The 23,610-nt window shown below is 70.5% G+C and carries 21 protein-coding genes; 9 read left to right on the plus strand and 12 right to left on the minus strand.

Going from position 1 to position 23,610, the window contains the following annotated elements; genetic code table 11:
• Positions 1-30: 30 nt before the first annotated feature.
• Positions 31-1,245, minus strand: a complete 1,215-nt coding sequence (locus ABZV06_RS12670) for a histidine decarboxylase (RefSeq protein WP_355620995.1) — start codon at positions 1,243-1,245, stop codon at positions 31-33.
• Between the two features lie 347 nt (positions 1,246-1,592).
• On the opposite strand from ABZV06_RS12670, the gene ABZV06_RS12675 reads away from it, so the two are divergent.
• Positions 1,593-2,402: a hypothetical protein gene (locus ABZV06_RS12675; protein ID WP_355620998.1), complete on the plus strand. Its 810-nt coding sequence runs from the start codon at positions 1,593-1,595 to the stop codon at positions 2,400-2,402.
• 67 nt (positions 2,403-2,469) lie between these two features.
• Here the strand turns inward: ABZV06_RS12675 and ABZV06_RS12680 are convergent, their stop codons facing one another.
• A complete protein-coding gene (locus ABZV06_RS12680; protein WP_355621001.1) occupies positions 2,470-3,960 on the minus strand; it encodes an APC family permease in 1,491 nt (496 codons plus the stop codon).
• A 347-nt stretch (positions 3,961-4,307) separates the two neighbouring features.
• Between ABZV06_RS12680 and ABZV06_RS12685 the strand changes: the two genes are divergently transcribed.
• On the plus strand, positions 4,308-5,495 hold the full coding sequence (locus ABZV06_RS12685; protein WP_355621004.1) for an amidohydrolase family protein: 1,188 nt from the start codon (positions 4,308-4,310) through the stop codon (positions 5,493-5,495).
• 15 nt (positions 5,496-5,510) lie between these two features.
• Here ABZV06_RS12685 and ABZV06_RS12690 read toward each other — a convergent pair whose 3' ends face one another.
• Together ABZV06_RS12690 and ABZV06_RS12695 are read right to left on the minus strand one after the other, a co-directional pair.
• Positions 5,511-6,776: a PHB depolymerase family esterase gene (locus ABZV06_RS12690; protein ID WP_355621007.1), complete on the minus strand. Its 1,266-nt coding sequence runs from the start codon at positions 6,774-6,776 to the stop codon at positions 5,511-5,513.
• A 142-nt stretch (positions 6,777-6,918) separates the two neighbouring features.
• Positions 6,919-7,521, minus strand: a complete 603-nt coding sequence (locus ABZV06_RS12695; protein WP_355621010.1) for a hypothetical protein — start codon at positions 7,519-7,521, stop codon at positions 6,919-6,921.
• Positions 7,522-7,633: 112 nt separating this feature from the next.
• On the opposite strand from ABZV06_RS12695, the gene ABZV06_RS12700 reads away from it, so the two are divergent.
• The gene (locus tag ABZV06_RS12700; protein ID WP_355243928.1) at positions 7,634-9,952 is read left to right on the plus strand and encodes a tetratricopeptide repeat protein; all 2,319 of its coding nucleotides are present in this window, start codon (positions 7,634-7,636) and stop codon (positions 9,950-9,952) included.
• Positions 9,953-10,058: 106 nt separating this feature from the next.
• On the plus strand, positions 10,059-10,766 hold the full coding sequence (locus ABZV06_RS12705) for a TMEM175 family protein (RefSeq protein WP_355243926.1): 708 nt from the start codon (positions 10,059-10,061) through the stop codon (positions 10,764-10,766).
• A gap of 42 nt (positions 10,767-10,808) precedes the next feature.
• Here the strand turns inward: ABZV06_RS12705 and ABZV06_RS12710 are convergent, their stop codons facing one another.
• From ABZV06_RS12710 to ABZV06_RS12720, 3 genes are all read right to left on the minus strand, one after another.
• Positions 10,809-12,164 carry a glycosyl hydrolase family 18 protein gene (locus tag ABZV06_RS12710; RefSeq protein ID WP_355621013.1) on the minus strand — a complete coding sequence of 452 codons (1,356 nt, stop codon included), beginning with the start codon at positions 12,162-12,164 and terminating at the stop codon, positions 10,809-10,811.
• A 94-nt stretch (positions 12,165-12,258) separates the two neighbouring features.
• The gene (locus ABZV06_RS12715) at positions 12,259-12,702 is read right to left on the minus strand and encodes an alpha/beta fold hydrolase (RefSeq protein WP_355621016.1); all 444 of its coding nucleotides are present in this window, start codon (positions 12,700-12,702) and stop codon (positions 12,259-12,261) included.
• 51 nt (positions 12,703-12,753) lie between these two features.
• A complete protein-coding gene (locus tag ABZV06_RS12720; protein ID WP_110562400.1) occupies positions 12,754-12,939 on the minus strand; it encodes a hypothetical protein in 186 nt (61 codons plus the stop codon).
• Between the two features lie 238 nt (positions 12,940-13,177).
• On the opposite strand from ABZV06_RS12720, the gene ABZV06_RS12725 reads away from it, so the two are divergent.
• Entirely contained in the window at positions 13,178-13,336 is a 159-nt protein-coding gene (locus ABZV06_RS12725; protein WP_355243917.1) for a hypothetical protein, read from the plus strand.
• Positions 13,337-13,549: 213 nt separating this feature from the next.
• Here the strand turns inward: ABZV06_RS12725 and ABZV06_RS12730 are convergent, their stop codons facing one another.
• Complete coding sequence (locus ABZV06_RS12730; protein ID WP_355243914.1) at positions 13,550-14,377, minus strand: SAM-dependent methyltransferase; 828 nt, start codon at positions 14,375-14,377, stop codon at positions 13,550-13,552.
• Positions 14,378-14,601: 224 nt separating this feature from the next.
• Here ABZV06_RS12730 and ABZV06_RS12735 point away from each other — a divergent pair, with 224 nt between their 5' ends.
• Positions 14,602-15,792, plus strand: a complete 1,191-nt coding sequence (locus tag ABZV06_RS12735) for a cellulose binding domain-containing protein (protein WP_355621019.1) — start codon at positions 14,602-14,604, stop codon at positions 15,790-15,792.
• Between the two features lie 26 nt (positions 15,793-15,818).
• Positions 15,819-16,946, plus strand: a complete 1,128-nt coding sequence (locus ABZV06_RS12740) for a glycosyl hydrolase 53 family protein (protein ID WP_355243909.1) — start codon at positions 15,819-15,821, stop codon at positions 16,944-16,946.
• A gap of 75 nt (positions 16,947-17,021) precedes the next feature.
• On the opposite strand, the gene ABZV06_RS12745 is transcribed toward ABZV06_RS12740, so the two are convergent.
• Positions 17,022-18,545 carry an RICIN domain-containing protein gene (locus ABZV06_RS12745; protein WP_355243906.1) on the minus strand — a complete coding sequence of 508 codons (1,524 nt, stop codon included), beginning with the start codon at positions 18,543-18,545 and terminating at the stop codon, positions 17,022-17,024.
• 272 nt (positions 18,546-18,817) lie between these two features.
• On the opposite strand from ABZV06_RS12745, the gene ABZV06_RS12750 reads away from it, so the two are divergent.
• Positions 18,818-20,056, plus strand: a complete 1,239-nt coding sequence (locus ABZV06_RS12750) for a hypothetical protein (RefSeq protein WP_355621021.1) — start codon at positions 18,818-18,820, stop codon at positions 20,054-20,056.
• Here ABZV06_RS12750 and ABZV06_RS12755 read toward each other — a convergent pair.
• Entirely contained in the window at positions 19,978-20,277 is a 300-nt protein-coding gene (locus tag ABZV06_RS12755) for a hypothetical protein (protein ID WP_355621024.1), read from the minus strand. The two genes, ABZV06_RS12750 and ABZV06_RS12755, sit on opposite strands and share 79 nt — an antisense overlap.
• Positions 20,278-20,349: 72 nt before the next feature.
• Positions 20,350-20,883 (minus strand): hypothetical protein, encoded by a 534-nt coding sequence (locus ABZV06_RS12760; protein WP_355621027.1) that lies wholly within the window; start codon positions 20,881-20,883, stop codon positions 20,350-20,352.
• 113 nt (positions 20,884-20,996) lie between these two features.
• Between ABZV06_RS12760 and ABZV06_RS12765 the strand changes: the two genes are divergently transcribed.
• Entirely contained in the window at positions 20,997-21,494 is a 498-nt protein-coding gene (locus ABZV06_RS12765) for a YcxB family protein (protein WP_355243895.1), read from the plus strand.
• A 6-nt stretch (positions 21,495-21,500) separates the two neighbouring features.
• Here ABZV06_RS12765 and ABZV06_RS12770 read toward each other — a convergent pair whose 3' ends face one another.
• Positions 21,501-23,519 carry a GTP-binding protein gene (locus ABZV06_RS12770; RefSeq protein WP_355621030.1) on the minus strand — a complete coding sequence of 673 codons (2,019 nt, stop codon included), beginning with the start codon at positions 23,517-23,519 and terminating at the stop codon, positions 21,501-21,503.
• Positions 23,520-23,610 lie beyond the last annotated feature (91 nt).

A 23,610-nucleotide genomic window follows, 5' to 3' on the forward strand; every position in this document is an offset into this window, starting at 1 on the left:
GCTCGGGAGGGCGAGTCACCGAACGGCCGATCAGGTCCGGTCGGCGGCGGCGCGGGGCAGCTGCGCGACCGGCACGAGTCGCCGGACACCGCGGCTCGGGCTGGGCTGCTCGGTGCCCTTGACGGTCGCGATGTCGGCCGCGAGCGCCTCGATCTGTTGCCGGGTGACGCCCGGCATGCAGATCAGGTGACTGATGCCGCCGTCGGCGTTGGACAGGCCGTGGCGGCGGGCGATCGCCGGCGGCGGGGTCGTGAAGTACACCGTGAAGGCGTGCACGTTGCGCCAGGCGGGCCAACCGACGCTGGCCAGCAGGGAATGGGCGAAGCGGGCCGTCTCACGCGCGCGTTCGGCGCGCTCGCGGTGCCCGTCCTCGCCGAGCAGTCGCAGCGCGTACCACATCTGGACGGCGAGTTGCCCGCAGCGCGAGCCGCTGATGGTGCTGTCGGTCGTGGCGGTGTAGGAGATTTGTCGCGCTGCCCGTTGCAGTGAACGGCGGGTCATGACCAGGCCGCCGGGAACGGTGGTTCCGTAGAACTTGTGGCTGGAGATGGCCACGGAGTCGACCACGCTGCCGAGGTCGATGGCCACCGGCCGGTCCGGCAGCAGGGCCAACGGCACACCCGCGAGCGCGCCGTCGACGTGCAGGTGGGCGTTGCGGATCGCCAGCTCGGACAGGGCGCGGCGCACACGGGCGGGATCGTCCACCGCCTCCGTGACGGTCGTGCCGGCGTTGGCGACGACGATGGCGGGCCGGTCCCTGCGCCGCGCCAGCTCGCCCCGCAGATCGTCATAGTCGATCTCTCCGGTGGCGTCGGTGCGGATGACGACCTCGGGAAGGTTCAGCATGCCTGCGGTCTTGCGGATCCAGTCGTGGGTGGCCTGGCTGTAGTAGAGCACCGGACTCGTGCCCGCGAACCGGTCGCGGGCGAGCAGGATGGCTGCCTGGTTCGCCTCGGTGCCACCGCCGGTCAGATAGCCCCACCGATCGTCGGCGGGGGCGCCGAAAAGGTCCGCGTGCCAGTCGATGACCTTGCGCTCGTAGGCCTTCGTGTGGCCGGTGTCGGGGTCGGTCTCCGGGTCGCCGACGTTATTGATCAGCAGGCCGAACAGCGAGGTCACTGGTCCGTAGTCGATGTCCACTGCGGCCGGGAAGCCGATCGACCTGTGTGCTGTCAGAGTGGCTCGCAAGTGCTCGATCTCAGCAGCGAGAGACAGGTCGTCGGGAACGCTGGTGGGGGAGGTCACGGGTTCTCCGTTGATAGGCAACTAAGCGAAGAGTGGACCATGACGTCGACCACCAGGCAACCGCCGTTAAGCGCGATCAAGCCGACTCGTGGTGCATGGTTGATCGCGGTGTGTGTGCGATGAGAGGCTGTGGCGACGTCTTTGGAGGGACTACCAACGTGGCGTACGACAGGCCAGCAACTCGCTCGGGTCCTTTTGAGAGCAATCCCGAGGATTGGAGAGCGGCGGCGACCGCCGGAAGGACGGCGGCCGTGCCGTGGGACCAGCCTTCGGGCAGCCACTCGTCACCCCCGCCCGAGGTGCCGGCGACGGCCGGACGGCACGGGTGGGTCGCGCCCACTAGCGCGATGCCGTCACCGGTGGTCGAGCAACACCCACCGGTTCCCTGGCCGTCCGCGCCGTCCGCGTACCCGCCGCCGCCCGACCCGTCGCCGGCCGCACGGGAGTCACCGCCTGCGCCGCCGATCAGTGATCCGGAGACGCGGCGGATCTGGGCCTCACTGCGATCCTCCGCGCTGAGCCGGGTCGGGCTGATGAACACCATGCACGGCCGCCACGCGTGGGCGCAGCGACGGCGTAACCCGTTGTGCCCCTACGGCTTCGCGTTCCTGTACGCCGTGCCGGTCATCGGGTCCACAGTGGAGCGTGGGGTCTTCGAGGTCGGCGCGGCGACACGTCTCGACAAGGCTGGCGAGGACGTGTCGCACCTGCCCAGGTTGCTCTACGACCTCGCGCAGACAGCGCGGCACTACCTCGACCACGGTGGCCTGGACCCGCGTCAGCCACCACAGATGTGCAACCGTGTCGACGAGCGGGTCAACGCCGACTCGACGTTCATCGGCCTGGCGGTCAGCTCACTCGATGGTCCGCTCGGCACCTGGGAGCAGACGATGCGGCGGATCGAAGGCGAGGATCGTATCCCCGGACGCTTCTACATCCAGCTGATGGACCCCGAAGAGACCCGGATCGTGGTCGACCGGCCCACCGACCCGTGGGAGCGGCCGCTGATCCAGTCGACGACGCCGCTCTACGAGACGTGGCGACCGTTGCAGAGCTACCCGGGTGACGCTCCCATCTGGACCGGTATCGCCCAGCTGGCGACGCTCGTGCACCTGGGCGCTCAGCGGATCGGCTCGGCGAGAGGCGCGACGACGTAAGCCAGTACGACGACAGCAGGCGGTGCCGCCGAGGCGGCACCGCCTGCTCCAGGTCCGGAGACGGCGCTCAGAGCGTCAGGTGGCTCAGATCCTCGTCGACCTGTCGCGTGGGGTTGGTCTCGCGCTCACCGATGCCGGTGAGTACGTCCGGCCGACTGGTCCGCACGCTGATCGCCCAGAGCACACCGATGACGACGAAGACACCGACCGTGCCCGGCACCAGCCACGCCCGGTGTGAGCCGGGAGGCGTGCCGAGCGCCGCGCTGATGTTGACAAGCGTGACGAGCAGGATCACCGCGATGGCGATACCGCCCAGGGTGGGTGCGATCGCCCGCGCCCACAGCGACTCGCTGCGCCCACCACCGCGCGCGAAGTAGCGGACGGTGGCGAGCGAACTGGTCGCCATCAACAGCATCAGACTGACCGCGGCGATGTTGCTCAGCCAGGTGAACATGGTCAGCGCCTCGGCGCCGCTCACCACGAACAGCAGGATGACGATCAGGGCGGTGACCGACTGGGTGATCGATCCACCCTGCGGCGCGCCGGACCCACCCTCACGGATCGTCGCCAGGCGAGCGGGCAGCAGCCGATCCTTGCCGAGAGCGAAGAGGTACCTCGCCACGCTGTTGTGGAAGCTGATCATCGCCGCGAGGACGCTGCTGACCAACAGCAGGCCGCCCAGTGCCACCAGCAGCACGCCGGCACTACCGGCGCGGGAGCCCGAGAAAACCTCGAACGGCAGTGGCGCTGACGGGTCGCGGGCCAGGTCGACGACCCGGTCAGCACCCACCGTGGCCACCATCGCCCACGCGCACAGGGCGTAGAGCAGGCCCAGGCCGACGATGACGTAGATGATGCTGCGTGACACCGCCCGCGGTGTCCGCGCCTCCGCGCCGTACGCGGCGATGGTCTCGGTGCCGAAGAACGCGGCGAAGCCGAGCGGAAGCACCGCGAGCCCCGCCACCACGCCGGTGTCGAACAACTGCGTCGGGTTCAGCGCCGTGAAGGTCAGGTGACCACCGGCCGGGTGCGCGAGGCCGACCAGCACGAACACGAGCAGCAGGGTGATCTCGACGATCAGGATGGTCCCGAACATCGCGGTGCTGACGCCCGTGCGTTGCAGGCCGAACGCCGCGACGATGGCCCACGCGATGAGGGCCCCGATCCACCACGGCCCGCCGACCAGTCCGCTGATCACGGAACCCAGCAGCCCGTACAGCGAGATTTGAATGGTGTTGTAGGCGAGCAGAACCACCGGCGCGCCCGCCACCCCGACGAGCCGGGACAACCCGGCGGCGAGGGCGGTGTAGAAGATTCCACTGGGCTGCACGTAACGGGCGATGGCGATGTACCCCGGTGCCCAGAGGAGCATCACGACCGTCAGGAGCAGGAAACTGGAGGCCACACCGGTGTTACCGGTGGCCGCGTAGGTGGCGACGATACCGCCGACGAGAACGGCCATCGGGGACGACGCGGTCGCGCCGAACGTCACCAGCGAACTTGTCCGCAGAGTCTTGCGTGCCAGTCCCCTCTCGGCGGACACCGTCAGGGGGGTCACCGAAGGCGTGACCATATGTAAACCTCCACAGGTTCAAGGCGATCGATCGGGGGACGGGACGCGATGACCTTACAGGTGATCCCACCGTTACTGGCAGCAGTGGTCCGCAGAATTTGAACGGCCCGGAGAGCGGTGTCGTGATTCGACAGGCGGCACCTCGTGTCCTGTGTGGACGCCCTTGTTTCGACCGGTGACCGCCTCGCCAGGGGGAGATGGAATCACCCTGGCGAGGGAGGCTGGACGGCCCTCGACTCTGCGATGGTCGGGTCACGGCCGGTGGTTCGCCGGAGGATGCGAGGTAGCGCGGCGTGGCGGGTGGCTGCGGTCGCACGGGGGACGGGGTGACCATGACGAAGCAGGCTGTCCGGGCGGCACGGATGTTCGACGGCGAGCGGCTCGTGGAGGGTGGGGTGCTGGTCCTCGTCGAGGACGGGCGCATCGTCGACGTGCGCCGGGATCGGGTCGACGCGCCGGAGGGCTGGCCGGTGCGCGAGGTGCCGGACGGCACGCTGTTGCCCGGTCTGGTCGACGCACACGTGCACCTGTGCGCCGACGCCGGGCCGGACGCGCTCGGCCGGCTCGCCGAGCGCGCCGAGGCGGATCTCGACGCGGTCGTCGAGGCGTCACTGCGCGCGCACCTGGCGGCCGGCGTCACGACGGTACGGGACCTGGGCGACCGACGGGACGCGGTGCTCCGCTGGCGGGCTCGGGGAGTGCGCGACGACCTGCCGACGGTGGTGGCGTCCGGCGCGCCCATCACCAGCGTTGGCGGACACTGTTGGACGCTGGGGGGTGAGGCCAGCGGTGTCGACGGTGTGCGGGAGGCCGTGCGGCTGAGGGCGGCGGCCGGCGCAGACCTGATCAAGATAATGGCCAGCGGCGGGGTGTTCACCCCCGGCACGGACACCACCGGTCTGCAGTTCACCGATCAGGAGATGACCGCCGCCGTCGAGCAGGCCCGCGACCTGGACCTGCCGGTGACCGCGCACGCGCACGCGCTCCGCGCTGTCGAGCAGGCGCTGCGGGTCGGTGTGGACGGCATCGAGCACTGCACCTGCGTGACGGCGGCCGGGGCTCACGTCCCCGACGAACTCGCGGACCGCCTGGCCGCGTCCGGACTGGCGGTCTGCGCCACGCTCGGCACCGACCCGGCCGTGGTCACGCCGCCGGAGGTGGTGGCGATGGCGGAGCGGGCCGGGCTCAGCGCCGCGGCGCTACGTGCCGGCACCGCCACCCTGTACCGGGCCGGGGTCCGTCTGGTGGCCGGTTCCGACGCGGGCCTCGGCCCCGCGAAGCCGCACGGGGTCCTACCGGAGACGCTCATCGAGTACGTGGCCTGCGGCACTCCCGCCACCGCCGCTCTCACCGCGGCGACCGTGGTCGGTGCCGAGGTGTGTGGCGTGGGCGGCCGTAAGGGTCGCGTCCGGCCCGGATTCGAGGCCGACCTGTTGATCGTCGACGGCGATCCGACGAGCGACATCAGGGTGCTGCGCCGCCCGCTCGCCGTGTACCGCGCAGGTGTTCAGGTGGGCTGACCTGCGCAGGGTGGGTCATCGGCGGCGGCGGGCCATCCACTGCCAGATGTGGGTGCCGTGGTGGCTGGGGTCGTTGCGGGCCACGTAGATCCAGGACCAGTGACCGGGGAACTGGTATCCGTTCCAGACGACCTTGTCGTACAGGGTGACCAGTGATCCTTCGATGAGGTCGTGGGCGTGGACCGTGTTGGTCTCGGGCGGCACCGTGTCGTCGTCGCGCGAGGTGACCAGCCACGTCGGCGTGTGGATTCCGGCCAGTTCCGCGTCGGTGATCAGCGGCGGGCCGTCCCCGCCGAGCGGCTCGACGATGCCACAGATCGGCACCGACGCGGCGAACAGCTCGGGGTAGGTGACGGTCATCTCCAGGGACATGTAGCCGCCATTGCTGCAACCGACCACGTAGATCCGGTCGGGGTCGACCCGCTCGCGGCGTACGAGGTCCTGGACGACCTCGCGGATCAGCGGGGCGAACCGGGGGCCGTCCTCCATCCAGTAGGAGGTGCTCTGTGGAGCGACGACGTACGCGCCGGAGAAGATCCGCTGCGCCTCCGGGGTGGCGAAGCCCAGCGCGCCGCGGTTGGCGCGCAGCGTCGTCTCGTTGTCGTAGTAGTCGTCGGGCAGCGATGCGCCCTCGCCGCCGCCGTGCAGCCAGAGGATCAGTGGTCGGCGACCGTGGCGGGGCGAACGCTCCGGGGAGTACAGCCGGTACCTCAGGCCCGAGCCCGAGACGTGGTGGCTGAAGGCGTCCACCTCGGGGTTCGACAGCCGCCCCTGCACGAAGCGCGTGATGATGAGGGGGGAACCGTGGCGGCGGACGATCGGGGCGTTCTGCGTGATGGTGTAGACGAGGTCCAGCCGGACGTTGCGTCCCCTGCTGACGATGTAGCCGAGGGTGCCACCGCCGGGCTGACCTTCGGCGTGGCTCAGCTCCAGCACGATCTGCCCGTGTCGGTCGAGCCGGGCCGCGGTCACCGTGCGGTCCAGGTCGTACTCGCTGAAGATCAGGTCGCCGGGGGCGATCGGGATCGGGCTGGTGGCCTTGGCGTGCACGGAGAACGTGTCGGGAGTGAGCCCGGCGGGGTCGATCGACCCGAGCCGGCGGGTGTCGAGGGTGACCGAGGTGACCTGCTCACCGCCGTCGAGCGTTCGCGCGTCGAGCGTGAAGCTGACGCTGCTCTCGTGGTGGCCGCCGGCGTGCGCGGCGGTGCCGGGCAGCGCCAGGCCGAGGGCGGCGCCGGCGCCACCGGCCAGGACGGTACGGCGAGTGACAGGCGTGGACATGCGGCCCCCGATTTGTAGACAAACGTCGATGGGATTTCACCGTAACGGCGTGGAAATCCACTGGCAACCGATGCGGTCGGGCGGTCAGGGCGCCCGAGGCCGGGAGTCCCGGAGGGCGCCCTGATCGATCACGGACGGACGGTCAGCTCAGACGTTCGAACACGGAGAACGGGTAGACCCAGGCGGGGTTGAAGATCAGGCCCAGCCGGTGCAGGTAGCGCTGGCAGGTGTTCGGCTGCGCGGGGTTGGTGCAGAAGGTGAGCCACAGCTCGGAGTACCCGTCCTTCTCGGTCGGGCTGATGTGCACGATCTCGTCCCGCACGACGAACCGCATCGACGTCAGTCGGGGATCCTGCACGTCGTTGGGGAAGGAGAGGGAGGTGTCCAGGCCGTACAGGACGATCTCGCTGGGGAACAGGCAGACGCTCGCCTGGAAGTACAACTCGTAGATGGTGGCGTAGGTGGCGGTCTCGTAGACCTCCTCCGAGACCTCCTCGCGATAGCAGGGGGTGCCCGGCGGGAAGGCGGCCGGCGGGGGAACGGGGATGACATTGGTCCCGACGCCGCCGCTGACACGGGCCGGCTTGTGCGACGACACCACCGAGAGGCCGCCGTCGGCGCAGGTGGACTTCGTCTTGCAGATGGCCGCGTCGGGCGTCGTCGCCGACGCGGCCGTCGTCGGGATGGCGAGCGTCGCCGCGAGCACGGTCAGGGCGAAGATCAGAGGCTTGAGATGTACGGACACAGGACCTCCATCGATCGGATCTGTGCGCTCTGCACGGGAGCAGGGTCGCGTGTCGAATCCGCCTCTGGTCGGAATTCCGTACACCGCCGTACACTGACGAACGTCGATCTCAATGGTGGGGGGCAGGGCACTGGATGCCGCGGGGGCGCAGACGTCCGACGACCTCGCCCGCCTGTTGCGGGCGTTGCGACGACGGCACGCACGTCAACAGCGCGACGGTGAGCTGACCTATCGTGAGCTGGCCGCCCGCACCGGCTGGTCGCACACCGCGATCGCGGAGTACCTCACCGGCAAGACGCTGCCACCCACCGACCGGCTCGACGCCCTGGTCCAGCTCCTCGGCGCCACGCCGGCCGAGCAGGGCGAGCTGGCCACCGCCCGGGACCGCATCGAGGAGAGTCGCCGCCGTGCCCCGCGCGCACCCGGCCGACCGATACCCCGGCAGTTGCCCGCCGACGTGGCCAGCCTCGCCGGCCGCGACGACGAGCTGGCCGTCCTCGACAAGCTCGTCGCGGCGCCCACCTCCGTGGTGGTCGCCGCGATCTCGGGCACCGCCGGTGTGGGCAAGACCGCCCTGGCCGTGCACTGGGCGCATCGCGTAGCCGACCGTTTCGACGACGGTCAGCTCTACGTCAACCTGCGCGGCTTCGACCCGCGGGGGCAGGCGGTGAGCGCGGCGAAGGCGCTGGACGGCTTCCTGGACGCGCTCGGCGTTCCGGCCACGCGGGTGCCCGCCGACCTCGACGCCCAGGCCGCCCTGTACCGCAGCGCGCTCGCCGGAAAGCGGATCCTCGTCGTGCTCGACAACGCCCGCGACGCCGAACAGGTCCGCCCGCTGCTGCCCGGCACACCCACCATCATGGTGCTGGTGACGAGCCGCAACCAGCTCACCTCACTGGTCGGCCTGGACGGCGCGCACCCGCTCCCGCTCGGGCTGCTCAGCCAGGACGCGGCCGCCCACCTGCTCGCCCATCGGCTCGGTGTCGAACGGGTGGCCGCCGAGCCGAGGGCCGCCGAGGCGATCATCGCCGCGTGCGCGCGGCTTCCACTGGCGTTGAGTATCGCCGCCGCCAGGGTCCAGCAGTCCGGCTTCCCACTGGACACCCTCGCCGCCTCGCTGGGAGCGGCCGGTCAACGGTTCGGCGTACTCGACGCCGGAGACGCGGTCGGTGAGGTGCGGGCGGTGTTCTCCTGGTCGTACACCGCACTCAGCGCGCCGGCCGCCGGGCTGTTCCGGCTGCTGGGCCTGCACCCCGGCCCGGACATCACGGTGGCCGCCGCGGCGAGCCTGGCCGGTCGCCCGGTGGACGACACCCGCCGGCTACTGACCGAGCTGACCCGTGCGAACCTGCTCGCCGAGCACCGACCCGGCCGGTTCACGGCCCACGACCTGTTGCGGGCGTACGCGACCGAACTCGGTGACGGCACCGATACCGGGCCGGACCGCAGGGCCGCCACGATCCGGCTCCTCGACCACTACACCCACACCACCCACGCGGCCGACGCCCTGTTGCGTCCGCACAGCGACCCGGTCGACCATCTGATGACTTCGCCGGCGGTCGGTGTGCGCCCGGAGCGGCCCACCTCGCACGCGGAGGCGCTGGAATGGTTGACCGCGGAGCACCCGGTCCTGGTCGCCGCCCTCCGCCTGGCCGCGAGCGGCGGCTTCGACGCCCACACCTGGCGGTTGGGGCGGGCTCTCGACACGTTCCTGGACCGGCAGGGGCACTGGCACGATCGCGTCGAGACGTGCCGAGCGGCCCTGCTCGCCGCCGAACGCCTCGGCGATCCGGTCGCGCAGGCGGTCGCGCACCGCTTCCTCGCCGGGGCCCACACCGTGGTCGACCAGTACGCCGACGCACTCGGTCACCTCGAACGCGCCCTCGACCTGTACGTCGCCAGCGGCGACACCGAGGGCGAGGCGCGTACGCACCAGAACCTGGCCTCGCTGTGGGACCGCCAGGGTGAGCCCCGCAGGGCCCTCGAGCACTCGGAGCGGACCCTCGTCCTGGCCCGGACGGTCGGCCACCGCAGGGCTCAGGCGGACGCGCTCAACGCCGTCGGCTGGTGCCACGCCCAGCTCGGCGAACACCTCACGGCGGTGACCTACTGCCAGCAGGCACTCGACCTGCTCCAGCAGCTCGACGACCGGGCGGGCGAGGCGGCTACCTGGGACAGCCTCGGGTATGCACACCACCACCTCGGCCAGTTCGGCCGGGCCGTGGAGTGTTACGAGCGCACGCTGGACCTGACCCGGGATCTCGGCGACCTCTGGGGCGAGGCGGACACGCTGAGCCGGCTGGGCGACACCCGCCTCGCGCTCGGCGACCCCGCTTCCGCCCGAGCCGACTGGCAGGGGGCACTGGACATCTTCACGGCCCTGGACCACCCGGACGCCGCAGCCGTCCGCGCCAGGTTGCAGGCGCGGTGAGCCTCCGGGCCATCCGGACGATGGTGTGGGCGCCGGTTTAGCTCCTTGCGCGGCGGGGATTCCCGGCAGCGCTCCGGCGGCAGTCGGGTACGGGTGGGGGAGGCTGATGCGCAAGATCCGGACCTCCTGCGGTGCCACCTCGAACGGGGCGACCAGATCCCGAAGGCCGATCGGAGCGGAACGTGACCCGAGCCGGGTGGTCACCTTCAGCGACGCCGTCATGGCGATCGCCATCACCCTTCTCGTCCTGGAGATCCGGCCGCCCATGGACACCGAGCACCTCATGCGCGAGCTGCTCGGCCTGTGGCCGTCCTACCTGGCCTACGGCGTCACCTTCCTGCTGCTCGGCCAGATCTGGGTGAACCACCACGTCATGTTCGACCACATCCGTTCCGCCGACCGCCTGCTGCTCCTGCTGAACACCCTGCTCCTGATGGTGATCGCGCTCCTGCCGTTCGTCTCGTCGGTGCTGGCCCGCGCCTTCGAGGAGGGCCCCGGCACGCGGACCGCGCTCGTCTTCTACGGCATCGTCTACGGGGCCGCCGCCATCCTCTTCAACGTCATCTGGGAGTACGCCAGGAACGGTCACCGCCTGTTGACGTCCACCACCGACGAGGCCACCGCCCGAGCCATCAGCAGGCGTTTCCGGGCGGCCCCCATCTGGATCGCCGTCGGAACCGCCCTGTGCATCGTCCACCCGATCGCCGGCCTGATCGCGGTCGCGGCGTTCATCCCCTTCTACTGGCTACCGATCAACGGTGAGATCGACAGCATCAGACGTACCCGGGCCCAGACCGCGCACGGCCCGCCCTGAACCCGGTCCTGTCGTGGGCCTCGGGGCGGGCCAGCGAGGGCCTCAGCGGCCCTGGAGGCGCTTCACGTTGTCGCCGAAGGTCCACCCCTTCGACCCGTCCCAGTTCGCCGACCAGGTCATCAGGCCCTTGAGGCCGGGCACGGAGTTCCAGGCCTGCGTGACCAGCGACGTCGACAGGTAGCCGCCGCCCGCGCCGGTCTGGGCCGGCAGACCGGGAACCTGCTTGTCGTACGGCACGCGGATGGTGGTGCCCTGAATGGTGAGGCCGTTGTTCAGGCACTGCGTCTGCACCGTGAAGCCCTGCACGGTCCCCGCCGGGTACGAGTCGCCGGAGCAGCCGTACATGCTGCCGTTGTAGTACTGCATGTTGAGCCACCACAGCCGGCCGTTGTCGACGTACTTCTTGATGATCGGCAGGTACGAGCCCCAGATCGAGCCGTAGGTGACGCTGCCGCCGGTGACGTAGGCCGTCTCCGGCGCCATGGTCAGGCCGAAGTTCGAGGGCATCCGCGCCAGTACGCCGTCGATGATCCTGATCAGGTTGGCCTGCGACGTCGACAGGGTGTTGATGTTGCCGCTGCCGGTCAGGCCGGTCTCGATGTCGATGTCGATGCCGTCGAAGTGGTAGGCCGTCAGGATGGGCACGATGGTCGCGACGAACCGGTCGGCGACCGCGCTGGAGCTCAGGTCGATGCCCGCGGCGGCCCCGCCGATCGACATCAGGATGGTGGCGCCGGCCGCCTTGGCCTGGCACATCTCAGCAGGGGTGGCCACCTTCACGCCGGCGTCCATGCCGTTCTCCCAGAGGACCGTGCCGTCCGCGCGGATCACCGGGAACGCCGCGTTGATCACGTTGTAGCCGTGCTGGCCGAGCCGGCTGTCGGTGATCGGTATCCAGCCGAGCCCCGGGTGTACGCCGTTGGAGGCGCCGTCCCAGTTCTCCCAGTAGCCCTGCAACACCTTGCCGGTGGGCCGCGACTTGACCGCGCAGGTCCCGCCGGTCGGCGGCGGCGTGGTGGGAGGAGCCGTGGTGGGAGGAGCCGTGGTCGGTGGCGGCGTGGTGGGCGGCGCGGTCGTCGGCGGCGCCGTGGTGGGTGGGGGAGTGCTTCCCGAGCAGGCGCCGAGGTCACGCCACAGGGACGGTGTCGAGGCCGGGTTCCAGCCGGCGCCGGCGTACGCGGTGTGGGTGACCAGGGCCTGGTAGAGGCGGCCGCCGTAGGTGACCTGGGTGCCCGCCTGGTAGGTGTTCCCCTCGGCCCAGCCAGGTGCGGTGCAGGCGACCAGCGCGACGGCGTTGGCCGAGGACACGGCGGCCATGCTGCTGGGGACGAAGGCGACGGCGGCCGTGACGGTCATCGCCGCCCCGGCCACCAGTGCGACGATGCGACGGCTTCTCATGGCTCACTCCCCAGGCTTCGGCGACCCGCGACCTCCACATATTGACGTTCGTGACGTCTAATATCAAGGGTTGTTTACAGATAACCGTGGAACGTCACCGGGCGGCGCCGTTCGGTGTCGGGCTCCGAGTGCCGTGGGCCGCCATGATGATGAGGTCGGCTATCGCCTCCGGGTGAGTGACCATGGCGAGGTGCGACGAGTCGACCTCGATCGTCGTCGCGTTCATCCGCTCGGCCAGGAACTGCTCGAGCTCGGGTGCGGTCGTACGGTCCTGGCGCGAGATGGAGTAGTAGCAGGGTTTGTCCCGCCAGGCCGCTGTTGTCGTACGCGCCTTGAACAGGAGGCCGGCGATGGGACCCTGAACGACGTAGAGGGCGCGCGCAAGGGCCTCGTCGACGCCGCCGGCGAAGTCTTCGAGGAAGGCGCTCTCGCTGAGCTGCGTACCCGTTCTACATCGGGCAGGGTGCGGGTGGTCGGCCGGTAACCCTGTTCCTCGCGCCGCTGGCGATGGGGCCGCGCGGCCAGGTGGCGGAGGCACGAGAAGTCTCGGCACCCATCACGGGCCACCGGGGCGCTTTCGTCGTATCGGTCAGTCGGCCTGGTCGGGTCGATGTTCAGCGATCCACCGGGCAACATCGCGCCGACGCCACACCTTGCCCATCGCGAGCACGGCAACCGGGTCAGGGAAGCCCTTGCTGTTCGCGATGATGCTGACCCGCTGCCGGCTGATCCCGCCGAGCATGTCTCGGATCTCCGCAACGCCGACCAGATCCATGCCCTTGACGGTAGGCAACAACGTGTGGTAGCCGAGCGACAACGTGCCACATTGGTGCCGCACGTTGTTGACGCATGACACCAATGAGCGACAGCATGTGAGCATGACGTTGCGCCACACCCCATCCGGTCAGTGCCTGCCGATCTCCGCAGGACACGCACCCATCCGCCCGATCTGGCACTGCCGCCGGGGGTGCGGAGTCTGGCCGTGCGCAACCGCCCGACTGACCCTGCGAGCCGTGTTCGACGGCGACCCGGTCGGGCTGTCGATCGAGATGGCCGGCTACCTCTTCGACGCGACCGGCGACATGGTGAAGCTCAACCCTCACGACATGCCCGGCCCTGACGCCCTGTTCGTTAGGTTCGTCGGATGGACCAGGCGCAGGCCGTTCACGTAGCCAGAGAGGAGGGCGCCCCGGCACCTCGGGGCGACCGGGGCCCTGGCGCTTGATCTCGGCGGTCCCGCTAGAACGACTCTGGAACCGTGGCACGATCTCGGGCGCTGAGACATGGCAGTACGGCAGTTTGGCGCACCCCCAGGTGCCCCGCTATCGCTGACGTTGTAGCTCGGGCTCAGTGCTCTCGCCGACGGACCGCGTCGAGGGTGGAACCTACGGTTTGCGGGCGAGCAGCCCGACGAAGGTGTGATAGGTGTCGGTCTGCTGCGGAGCGGACGCGCCCGGCTCCGGACGCCACTCGGCCAGCGGCACGAGCCCAGGTTCCAGCACCTCCAGGCCGTCGACGAAGGAAAGAATCTCCTCGTCCGTGCGCCAGCGGCCGGTGCCCAGCGACTCGTTGAAGACCCGCTCGACCTCGCGGGCCTTGCGGGAGCCCTCCGGGTCGCGCTCGCCCGGGTCCCGGAAGTGCGAGACCGCCACGTAGCTGCCGGAGGGCAGCGCGTCGATCAGCTCCGCCGCCACCGCTCGGGGGTCCTCGTCGTCACCGAGGTGGTGCAGGATCGCGAAGAGCAGCAGCCCGATCGGCCGGTCGAAATCGAGGAACCGCCGTACGTCCGGGTGGTGCAGAATCTCCTGCGGCGTCCGGATGTCCGCCTGGATCACCGTCGCGGTGCCGTCCGCGGCGAGCAGTGCCCGCCCGTGCGTCAGGACTATCGGGTCGTTGTCCACGTAGACGACCTGAGCCTTCGGGTTCTGCTCGGTGGCGACCTCGTGCACGTTGCCCTGCGTGGGCAGCCCCGATCCGATGTCGAGGAACTGGTCGATGCCCGCCTCGGAGACGAGGAAGCGGATCACCCGACGGAGGAAGGCCCGGTTCGCCTGGCCGGCGGCCGGCCCGTCCGGGGTGATCCGTAGGGCGTGCTCGGCGACCTGTCGGTCGGCCTCGAAGTTGTCCTTGCCGCCCAGGAAGAAGTCATAGACCCGGGCGACGCTGGGAATGCGGGGGTCGATGCCCGGGGGTGCCGCCTTGTCGCGGGTCACAGGCGTCTCCATTCGATGCGATTCAGCGCAGGCTGAGGACTGTGGACGGTGCCGGCGTTGCGGCGAGTGTAGCGATCGGGCAGAAAGATTTTCGCCCCGGCTGGTATCGCTCCCAGCAAGTCGTCCGCTCACCAGCGCACACATTGGCCGACGTGCCGAAAGGGCACCGACCGACTGGTGAGACGCGTTGGCGATCATCGATATGTGGCCGGCATCGTCGACGTATGACAGGAGTCTCGTCGTACTCGCTGTTCCGCCGTTCGGGGCTGGGTCTGCTGGCCGCCGTCATGGTGTCGACGGTGGTGCTCGCCACCGCTCTGGGCACCGCGCCGGCGGCCGACGCCGGCACCGCGGCGCCCGCCGCGTACCCCGGGGTCGCCCCGGCACCCGCCGGGGCCGCGATGCCCGCCGCCGACCCGACCGGCACCGCGCCGCCGCCTCCGACTTCGGCGCCCAGCACGCCGAACACCTCACCCTTTCCGCCGGGCCCGCCCACGAACCTGACCGCCAGCGAGGTGCGGGCCGGCTCGGTGACCCTCACCTGGACGGCCGCCAAGCCCGGCTGTTGCGCCATCGCCGGGTACGACATCACGTACTACCAGGCGTTCGACGACGTCATCTACAGCGCCAGCGTCGGTGCCGTCACGAGCACCACGATCAGCTTCTACATCGGGCCGGGCAAGCAGTACTCGTTCCGGATGGTCGCCCGGGACACCCTCGGGCACGGCTCGACCACCACCGACACGCTGACCGTGGTCACGCCGGTGACGGACACCGGCCCGGACACCACCCCGCCGAGCGCCCCGCAGACCCTGACCGTCGCCGAGGTGAACGCCTCGACGGGCACGCTGTCCTGGTCACCGTCGACCGACAACGTCGGCGTCCTCGGCTACAACGTCTACCGCTTCGACGGCTGGTTCAGCTCGACGCTGATCGCCACCGTGCCCGGGACGACGTACACGACAGCGCTGCCGGCATCCACACCGCTGCGGAACCTCTACTACGTGCGGGCACGGGACGCGGTGGGCAACGTGTCGATCGCGTCCAACACGGTCACCCTGCCCACGACGTCCACCCCGTCGCCCCCGCCGCCCTCGACCTGCCGGGTGACCTACCGGAACCAGTCCGAGTGGCAGACCGGTTTCGTGGCGTCCGTGACCGTCCAGAATTTCGGTGCGGCACCGGTCGACGGCTGGATCGTCACCTTCGCCTTCACGGGGGACCAGCAGGTGACGTCGGCGTGGAACGCCACGGTCGCCCAGACCGGCGCCACCGTGACCGCCCGTAACGTCGACTGGAACCGTGTCCTGGCGCCGAGCGGCTCGGCGACCTTCGGCATCCAGGGCCGGTGGAGCGCCAGCGACGCGCCGCCGCTCGGCTTCACGCTGAACGGCGCCCCGTGCACGGTGGGTTGAGCCCGTCCCCCTTCCTGAGGAGTCTCGTGAGCAGCACACCCCACCGCCGGCGGACGACCCTTGTCGGGGCTGTCCTGGCCGGCATCCTCGTCGCCACCACACCCGCCGCCCCGAGCGCACCCGCCTGGGCCGCGAACACGCTGAGCATGCGGGGCGCCGATGTCTCCTCGTTGCAGCGCAGCCTGGATCTGGGTGCCCGGTACTACGACGCGGGCGGCGTCGCCCGCGACCCGCTGGACATCCTGAGGTCCATCGGCGTCAACTACGTCCGACTGCGCGTCTGGAACAACCCCGTCAGTGGCTACAACAACAAGAGCAGAGTGTTGGGTCAGGCGAGGGCGGCCAGGGCGAAGGGCCTGAAGGTGCTCGTCGACTTCCACTACTCCGACACCTGGGCCGACCCCGGCAAGCAGTACAAGCCCGCCGCGTGGAACGGCCACACCCTGAGCCAACTGGGCGCCGACGTCTACAACTTCACCTACGACGTCTGCGCCAGCCTGCGCGGGCAGGGCACCCTGCCGGACAGCGTGCAGATCGGCAACGAGATCAACGTCGGGATGCTGTGGAACGAGGGCAAGGTCGTCAACAACGACTTCGCCCCGCTGGCCGGCCTGCTGAAGCAGGGCTACAACGCCACGAAGGCGTGCGGCAGCGGCATCCCGGTGATGATCCACACCGCCAACGCCGACAGCAACGCCAACGCCCGATGGTTCTACGACGGCATCCGCGCCCAGGGGGTGCAGTGGGACATCACGGCCCTGTCCTACTACTGCATGTGGCACGGCAGCCTGGCGAACCTCTACAACAACATCGTCGACCTGCGCGGTCGCTACGGCAGGCCGGTGGTGATCGCGGAGACCGCGTACCCCTTCACCCGCAACAACGCGGACAGCGAGCCGAACGCCATCGGCGACGCGACGTGCGACGGCATCAGCGCGACCTGGTCGGGCCAGGCCCAGGAGTTCGACTGGGTCCAGAACACGGCTCGCAACGCCGGGGCCGTCGGTGTCTTCTACTGGGAACCGACCTGGTACGCCGTCAACGGCAACGGCTGGGACCCGGCCAACATCAACGGCACCGGGAACCAGTGGGACAACATGGCGGTCTTCGACTGGTCCGGGCGGGTGAACCCGAACGTACGCTGGACGCCCTGACCTCCGCTGAGACGCGGTGACTCGTCAACGCGAAGCGCCCCCGCCCGATGAGCGGGGGCGCTGCCGTGCAGATCGTCAGACGGTCGTACGCGACCACTGCTGGTTGGCGCCGCTGTTGCACGTGTACTGCTTGAGGACCACGCCGTCGGCGGTCGACGAGGCCGGTACGTCCACGCACTTGCCGCTGTGCCGGGCGCGGAGCTGGAAGTAGCTGCCGTTGGCGACCATCTGGAACTGCTGGTTGGTGCCGCTGCCGCAGGTGTACTGGATCAGCTCGGCGCCGTCGGCGGTCGAGGCGCTCGTGACGTCGAGGCACTTTCCGCTGTTCCTGCTGATGATGCGCCAGTAGCCGCTGCCGGCGTCCTGGAACTGCCACTGCTGCCACGCGTTGCCGCCGTACGTGTACTGGCCGACGCGCGCGCCGTTGTCGGTGTTCGGCGACTGGACGTCCATCGCCTTGCCGCTGTGCCGCACGTCGATCCGGTAGAACGTCCCCGTCGTCGGCGGAGGCGTCGTGGGATCGCCGCCACCGATGGTGTCACCCCACCCGTAGCGGATGCGGTCTGCGCCGGAGGTGTTGCGGATGGTGAGGTTGAGGTCGGTGCCGCTGCCGCTGAGCGAGTACATCGAGTACCAGTCGTAGCCGATGCTGCCCGGCTTGCCGCCGAGGGCGGGCCAGTAGGTGCCGCCCATCTGGTTGTCCCGCATGACCTGGGCCATGGCGCGGATGTAGCGCACGAAGTTGTCGGTGCTGTTCGCGTCGCCGTAGTTGCGGCCGTCGTTCATGGGCGCGCCGAACTCGGTGGCGACCGCCCGTGCGGCGCAGTTGCCGAGGCGTGCCTGGATGTGGCTGCGGAAGGCGTCGTAGGTCATCGCGCCGTAGAAGAAGGCGTAGTAGTGGAAGGACAGCAGCGTCGAGTTGAAGCGGCTGTCGTTGCAGATGTCCCGCAGGTCCTGGCTGAACCCGGTGCCACCGATGAGCACCCGGCTGGGCGCGGCCGAGTAGTGGTAGGTGAGCCAGTTGGCCGCGACGTTGCGCCACTCGGTCGAGCTGTAGCCGTGCGGCTCGTTCATCGGCTCGAAGTAGACGTTGGTGTTCGCGCCGTACGTGTTGGTCACCGTGGACCACATGGCGTTCCACGCGGCGAGATTCGTGATCCTGCCGCCGGAGGCGGCCCCGTCCTCCCAGTAGGCGAGGATCACCTTGAACCCTCGGGCCGTGGCGGCGTCGATAGCGCCTCGATACGCCTCCCACCAGGCCGTCCCCACGGTGTGGGTGTTGATGGGCAGTCGGACGGTGTTGACGCCCATGGTGGACGCGAGGTCGTCGTAGAGGGCGTTGGCCTTGGCCCGCACCGTCGCGTTGCTGTCGGACATGCTCAGGCCCTGCACGACGAGGGGACCGGTACTGAAGTTGTCACCCAGCACGGCCCAGTTCATGCCTCGGAACTGACTGGTGGCGGCGGCGGCCGGCGTCGACATGACGGCGACGCCGCCCACCATCGCGGTCAGCGCGGCCACCAGAGCGACAAGCGTCCGTCGTAACAGTCGTGGATCGCGCGTCGAATCAGGTGCGCGGCCAGCGGGTGGTGTGACCATGATGCCTCCGTGGCGGTCGTGAATGTGTTAGCGCTAACACGAACCGCGGACGTGAGTGGTCGCATCGCGGCGTGATGTAGGTGCCGCACAGGTGGACTCGGCACCTCACCCTGATGCGGACAGCGTGTGTTCTACGTGTTAAGCGCGTGTTGCAGCCAAGTGTTAGCGATCGCATCTGGGGTGTCAAGGCATCGACGTCTCTCGCTGGTGAGGCGATGGCCGGCCTCGTCGCGGGGCAGCGGGTGCCGATCGACCGGTGACAGGATCGGTCGATGCGTGTTCTCTTCGACGGCCCGGTGCCGGTCGACTACGGGCAGATCTATGTGACGAGCCGCGAGCTGCCCACCATGGAACAGGCGTTCGCCGGGCAGGCGAACGGCCTGTGCGGGGGCGGTCACCCGGGCGGACTGTTCCTGATGACCGGCACGCATTCCGGGCGGGTCCGGTTCCGGATCGAGTGGTACGACTCCGAGCCGTCGGCCGCAGCCCCGCAGTGGGAGGACGTGGTGGAGGTGTCCTTCCTGCCCAGGGACTCCGTGGTCGACCTGGTCCCGTGGGGCGACGGTGCACTGGCCCGGCTGCCGTTGACCCCCGACGGGCACGACGGCGGTCGGCTACCGGCCTACCGCGTGCGGTACTGCGCGGCGGGCATGGACGAGGGTAGCGATCCGTTCGGAGGGCTCGACCCCGACGGGATCGACGAGGACGATCACTCCTACCTGGACCGCCGGCCGGACCGCTACCTGCTGTGCTTCTGGCCGCAGGGCAGCGCGAGTGGCGACCCGAGTGCCGGAGTCGACCGTACCGACACGATCCTGCGCCAGAGCAGCGACAGCGCCGCGTACTGGCACGGTTGGGCGCGCGGGTTGCCGCCCGCGCTCACGCTGTGGGAGCAGGTCGAGGCCGAGCTGCTCCGGCGGGCGGAGGAGGATCGCCGCAGGGAGGAGTACCGGCGGCGGGAAGAGCTGCGGCGCTGGGGTGGGCGTCCGCCGAGTGACCGACTCCGGCGGGTACGCGGCAACATCCACGGCCTCGTACTGCTGGACCGGGACCTGGTCGACGGGGTGGCCGGCGCCGACGCCGTCACCCAACGGCAGATCGCGATCTGGGCGGCGCGGCAGGCGGGCACCCTCGCCGGTATCGCTGACCTCGACTGGATGGCGCCGGTGTGGGCGGCGCTGGACCGGGGCGAGCCGCTACCCGACGATGTCACCGACACGAACGCGTTGTGGGAGCGCATCCTGGGCCGGCCGGCCGTCACGTTCGCGGTCCATTCGCTGCGCCGGGCGGGTGAGGCGCCGTCCGACCTGCTGCGCGCGGGTCTCGACGCGCCGGTGGACCCGGTCCCGATGGCGCTGCCGGCACTCGTGGCCGCCGGGGAGCCGGACCCCTTGCAGGCAGCCTTGGAGGCGCTGTGGGCCGCGGTCGGCACCTACGCCTTCCGGCGGGACGAGTTCCTGGCGGAGGTGCGGCGGGTCTTCCCGATCGTCGACCGGCCCGACCAGGACTGATCCGCGCTGCCGCCATACCCGGGACGGCTCCTCGTCAGGTGGCGGCGGCGGTCCAGGATGTCGCCGAGCGGCACGAGCAGCAGGACGCCGACGGCGTACCCGATCTGCGTCGCGGTGACGAGCCAGCCCGCGGTCGCGGTCGGCGCGTCCAGGTCCTCGGCGATGAAGCTGAGCAGCGGCTGCGCCCAGTGCAGGTTGGCGATGGCCGCGCCCGCCGCCACCGCGAGGAGGAAGGTCAGCCGGCGGTTCAGCGCCGAGGGCGATGCCGGGCGGGGCCCTGCCGCCCCGCCACGCTAGTCGACAAGCGGTCCGCGCCGCAGTTCGCGCAGTACGCCGTGCCGGCGCGCCGCCCAGGCGAGACGCCGGACGCTCTGGTGCCGTACGAACAGCGCGGCCGCTCGGCGGATCATGCCGAACCGGTGGTCACTGACCTGGTTCTCCATCGCTTGCCAGATCAGCTCGCGTACCTTCGCGTTGTCCAGGACGGACCGCAGCTCACTACGTACCGCAGGGTCTTCGCCCGCCGAGGCGATGGCCGCCGCCAGGCCCGGTCGGTCGGCGAGCGGCTCCACCGCCGCCGCGACGAGCGGCCGGCGCACCTCGTCCCGCTCCAACAGCAGCAACACGGCCTCCCGGATCTCGACCGTCTCCAGGCTCGACCGCAGCAGGTCCAGCAGACTGCGCTCGACCGCACCGTCGTGATCCGGTACGGCCAGCGTGGCCAGCAGCACGGACACCTCGTCGAGGTCGATGAGGTGTCGCAGCCCGTCGCGGAACTCGGGCAGCCCCCACGCAACCTGTAGCGCCTTCACGAGATCGCGGTTCATGCGCCATCCGCTACCCGCAATCGACACCGGGCGAAACTCCCACGACCACGGCCGGGGTCGGACTCCGACCGGTCGGAGGCGTGCCGGGGCCGGCGGGGCACTATCGTTCTGGAGTGCGCATCCGTTTCGACGTCCCCGCCGATCCCGCCTACCCCGCTCGCGTGGCGGCCACCCTCGCCGGTGTCCGGCTGCGCCGGTACAGCTACGTCGGCGCGGTGCTGGTGGTGGTCGGGGCGATCGGTCTGGCGCTCTCGCGCGGGTTGGCCTGGGGCGAGCGGGCGTCACCGCTGTGGACGGCGTTGCTGGTGTGCGGCGTGCTGTCGATGCTGTACCTGCCGTGGGTGCGGTCGCGGGCACGACGCCGCTCGGGTAGTTACGCCGTCGAGGGCGCCTACGAGATCACCGACGACAACATCATGATGCGCAGCGGGTCGGAGTCCGGCGGTATCGCGTGGGACGGCGTCGCGCAGGTGCGGGACACCCCGGACTTCTGGATCGTGTTCGTCGGCCGGATGCCGGCGACCGTGATCCCCCGGTGGTTGATGTCCGCCGAGGATGCCGAGACGTTGCGGAGCTTCATGGCCGACCGGGATCTGCTCCGAGCGCGGTGAGCGCGGTCACCCCTTCCGGGGCGCGTCAGCGGTGCCTCTTGGTGAGGCCGCGTCCCTGACGGCGCGGGGTCGGTTCTGCGGCTGGGCGAGGAAGCGCAGGTACGCCGCACGGTCGAACGGGTTGCCGTCGGTGCGGGGCCGGCGCGGCGGCTCGCCGGACACCGGTCGGTCACCGCCGGGACCCGATGACCACAGGCCCTCCCCGCTGGACAGGTCGGGCAGGTGCCGCTGCGCCTGCCGTTCGAGCCGCGCCGGCAGCACGCCGGTGATCCGCCAGCCGGCAGCGACATCGTCGGTGCCGTCGACCCGGGCGCCGAGCTGGCTCAGGTACGACGTGACAGGGCCGAGGCGGCCGGCCGGCACCTCCGCCTCGAAGCGGCGGTACGGCTCGAAGACCCGCGTGCCGGCCCCGGCGAGCGCCTGCATGAGGACGTAGGGCGCGAGGTCCCGAAAGTGCCCGGCGGTGGTGATCGGCGACCAGTAGCCGCTGTGGGTCAGGGTGATCCGGATGTCGGTGACGGGCCAGCCGTGACAGCCCTGGTCGAGGGCCGCTCGGGTGGCCTCCTCGATGGCGGTGTGGAACGACAGTGGCAGCGAGCCGAGTTCGACCTCCCGTCGGTAGTCCACACCGGTGCCGGGCTCGACCCGGAACCCGACCGTCCCGAAGAAGCCGTGTCCGATGATCTCCACGGCGGTGCCCGTGCCGGCCGGCCGTTCGACGTGCATGAGCAGCCCCGGCCCGAACTCCGCCTCGATCCCGTACGTCTCGAGGAGCGTGGCGGTCAGCACCTCGCGCTGCACATCGCCGTAGAGCAGCACACTCGTGCCGCCGTCCGGAGCCACCCGCGTCCGCAGGAACGGGTCGGTGTCGGCGATGTCCACCAGCGCGGCGTGCAGGGCCAGCGTCCGGGACACCTCGCGGGGTCGCACCACCGCCTCCAGGGTCGGCGCGGGAAAGTACGACCGACCGTCGAGGCCGGCCGGGCTGCCGAGCTGGTCGCCGAGACGTACACCGGTCAGGCCGGCGACCCGGGCGATGTGGCCGGCGGTCAGCGCGGTGGGCGCGGCCGGGGCGGTGGTCGCGCCGACCACGTCGAGCCGGGTGATCCGCCCGCGTGTCGCGGTGGTCCGGCCGTCCGGCCCCCGGCGGTACGCGGTGACCCGTTCGCGCGCCCGGAACTGCCCGCCGTACGCGCGCAGATACGCCACCCGCTCGCCAGAGGGGTCGCGCTCGATGGCGAACACCCGCGCCCGCGGATCCGGCTCGGCCGGCGGGGACGCCGGGAGCACCGTCGCGATGGCGTCCAGCAGCTCGGGTACGCCGGTGCCGGACAGCGCCGAGCCGAACAGCAGCGGGTGCACCTGCCCGGCCGCGACCTGGGTCCGAAGCGCCTCGTCGATGCGGTCGGCGTCGGGTGGCAGGTCGTCCACCAGGGCGGCCAGTAGTTCGTCGTCGTGCTCGGCGAGCGCCTCGGCGAGCCGGTGGGCGGCGTTGTGGTCGTACCCCGGATGGTGTGGCCGGTAGGTGGCCTCGGGGGTGCCGGGCGCGCGGACCGTGCCCAGCGGGACGACGGCCGGGGTGAGGAGCCGGCGCACGTCCGGGACCAGCTCGTCGGCGCGGGCGCCGACCCGGTCGATCTTGTTGACGAAGACCAGGGTGGGCAGTCGGAGCGACCGGAGGATCCGCATGATCCGGCGACTGTGCGGCTGGACGCCCTCGACGGCCGACAGCACCAGAACGGCCGCGTCGAGCACGCCGAGCGCGCGCTCCACCTCGGCCACGAAGTCGCTGTGGCCGGGGGTGTCGAGCAGGTTGACCCGGCGGTCCCGCACGGTGAACGAGGCGACGGCGCTGCGGATGGTGATGCCCCGGCGGCGCTCGATCTCGCCATTGTCGGTCTGGGTGGTGCCGGCATCGACGCTGCCGAGCCGGTCGATGACACCGGTGGCGTACAGCAGGCGTTCGGTCAGGCTGGTCTTACCGGCGTCGACGTGGGCGACGATGCCAAGGTTGATGGTCTGCACAGGCTGTCAGGTCCTCGAAAGCTCGCGTCCGGATGGGCGGGGTTTCGAGTCCTCGCATCGCCGTGCTCCTGTCTGCGGGCTGGTGCCGAGC

Source organism: Micromonospora sp. NPDC005172, assembly GCF_040608555.1.
Classification (GTDB): domain Bacteria; phylum Actinomycetota; class Actinomycetes; order Mycobacteriales; family Micromonosporaceae; genus Micromonospora.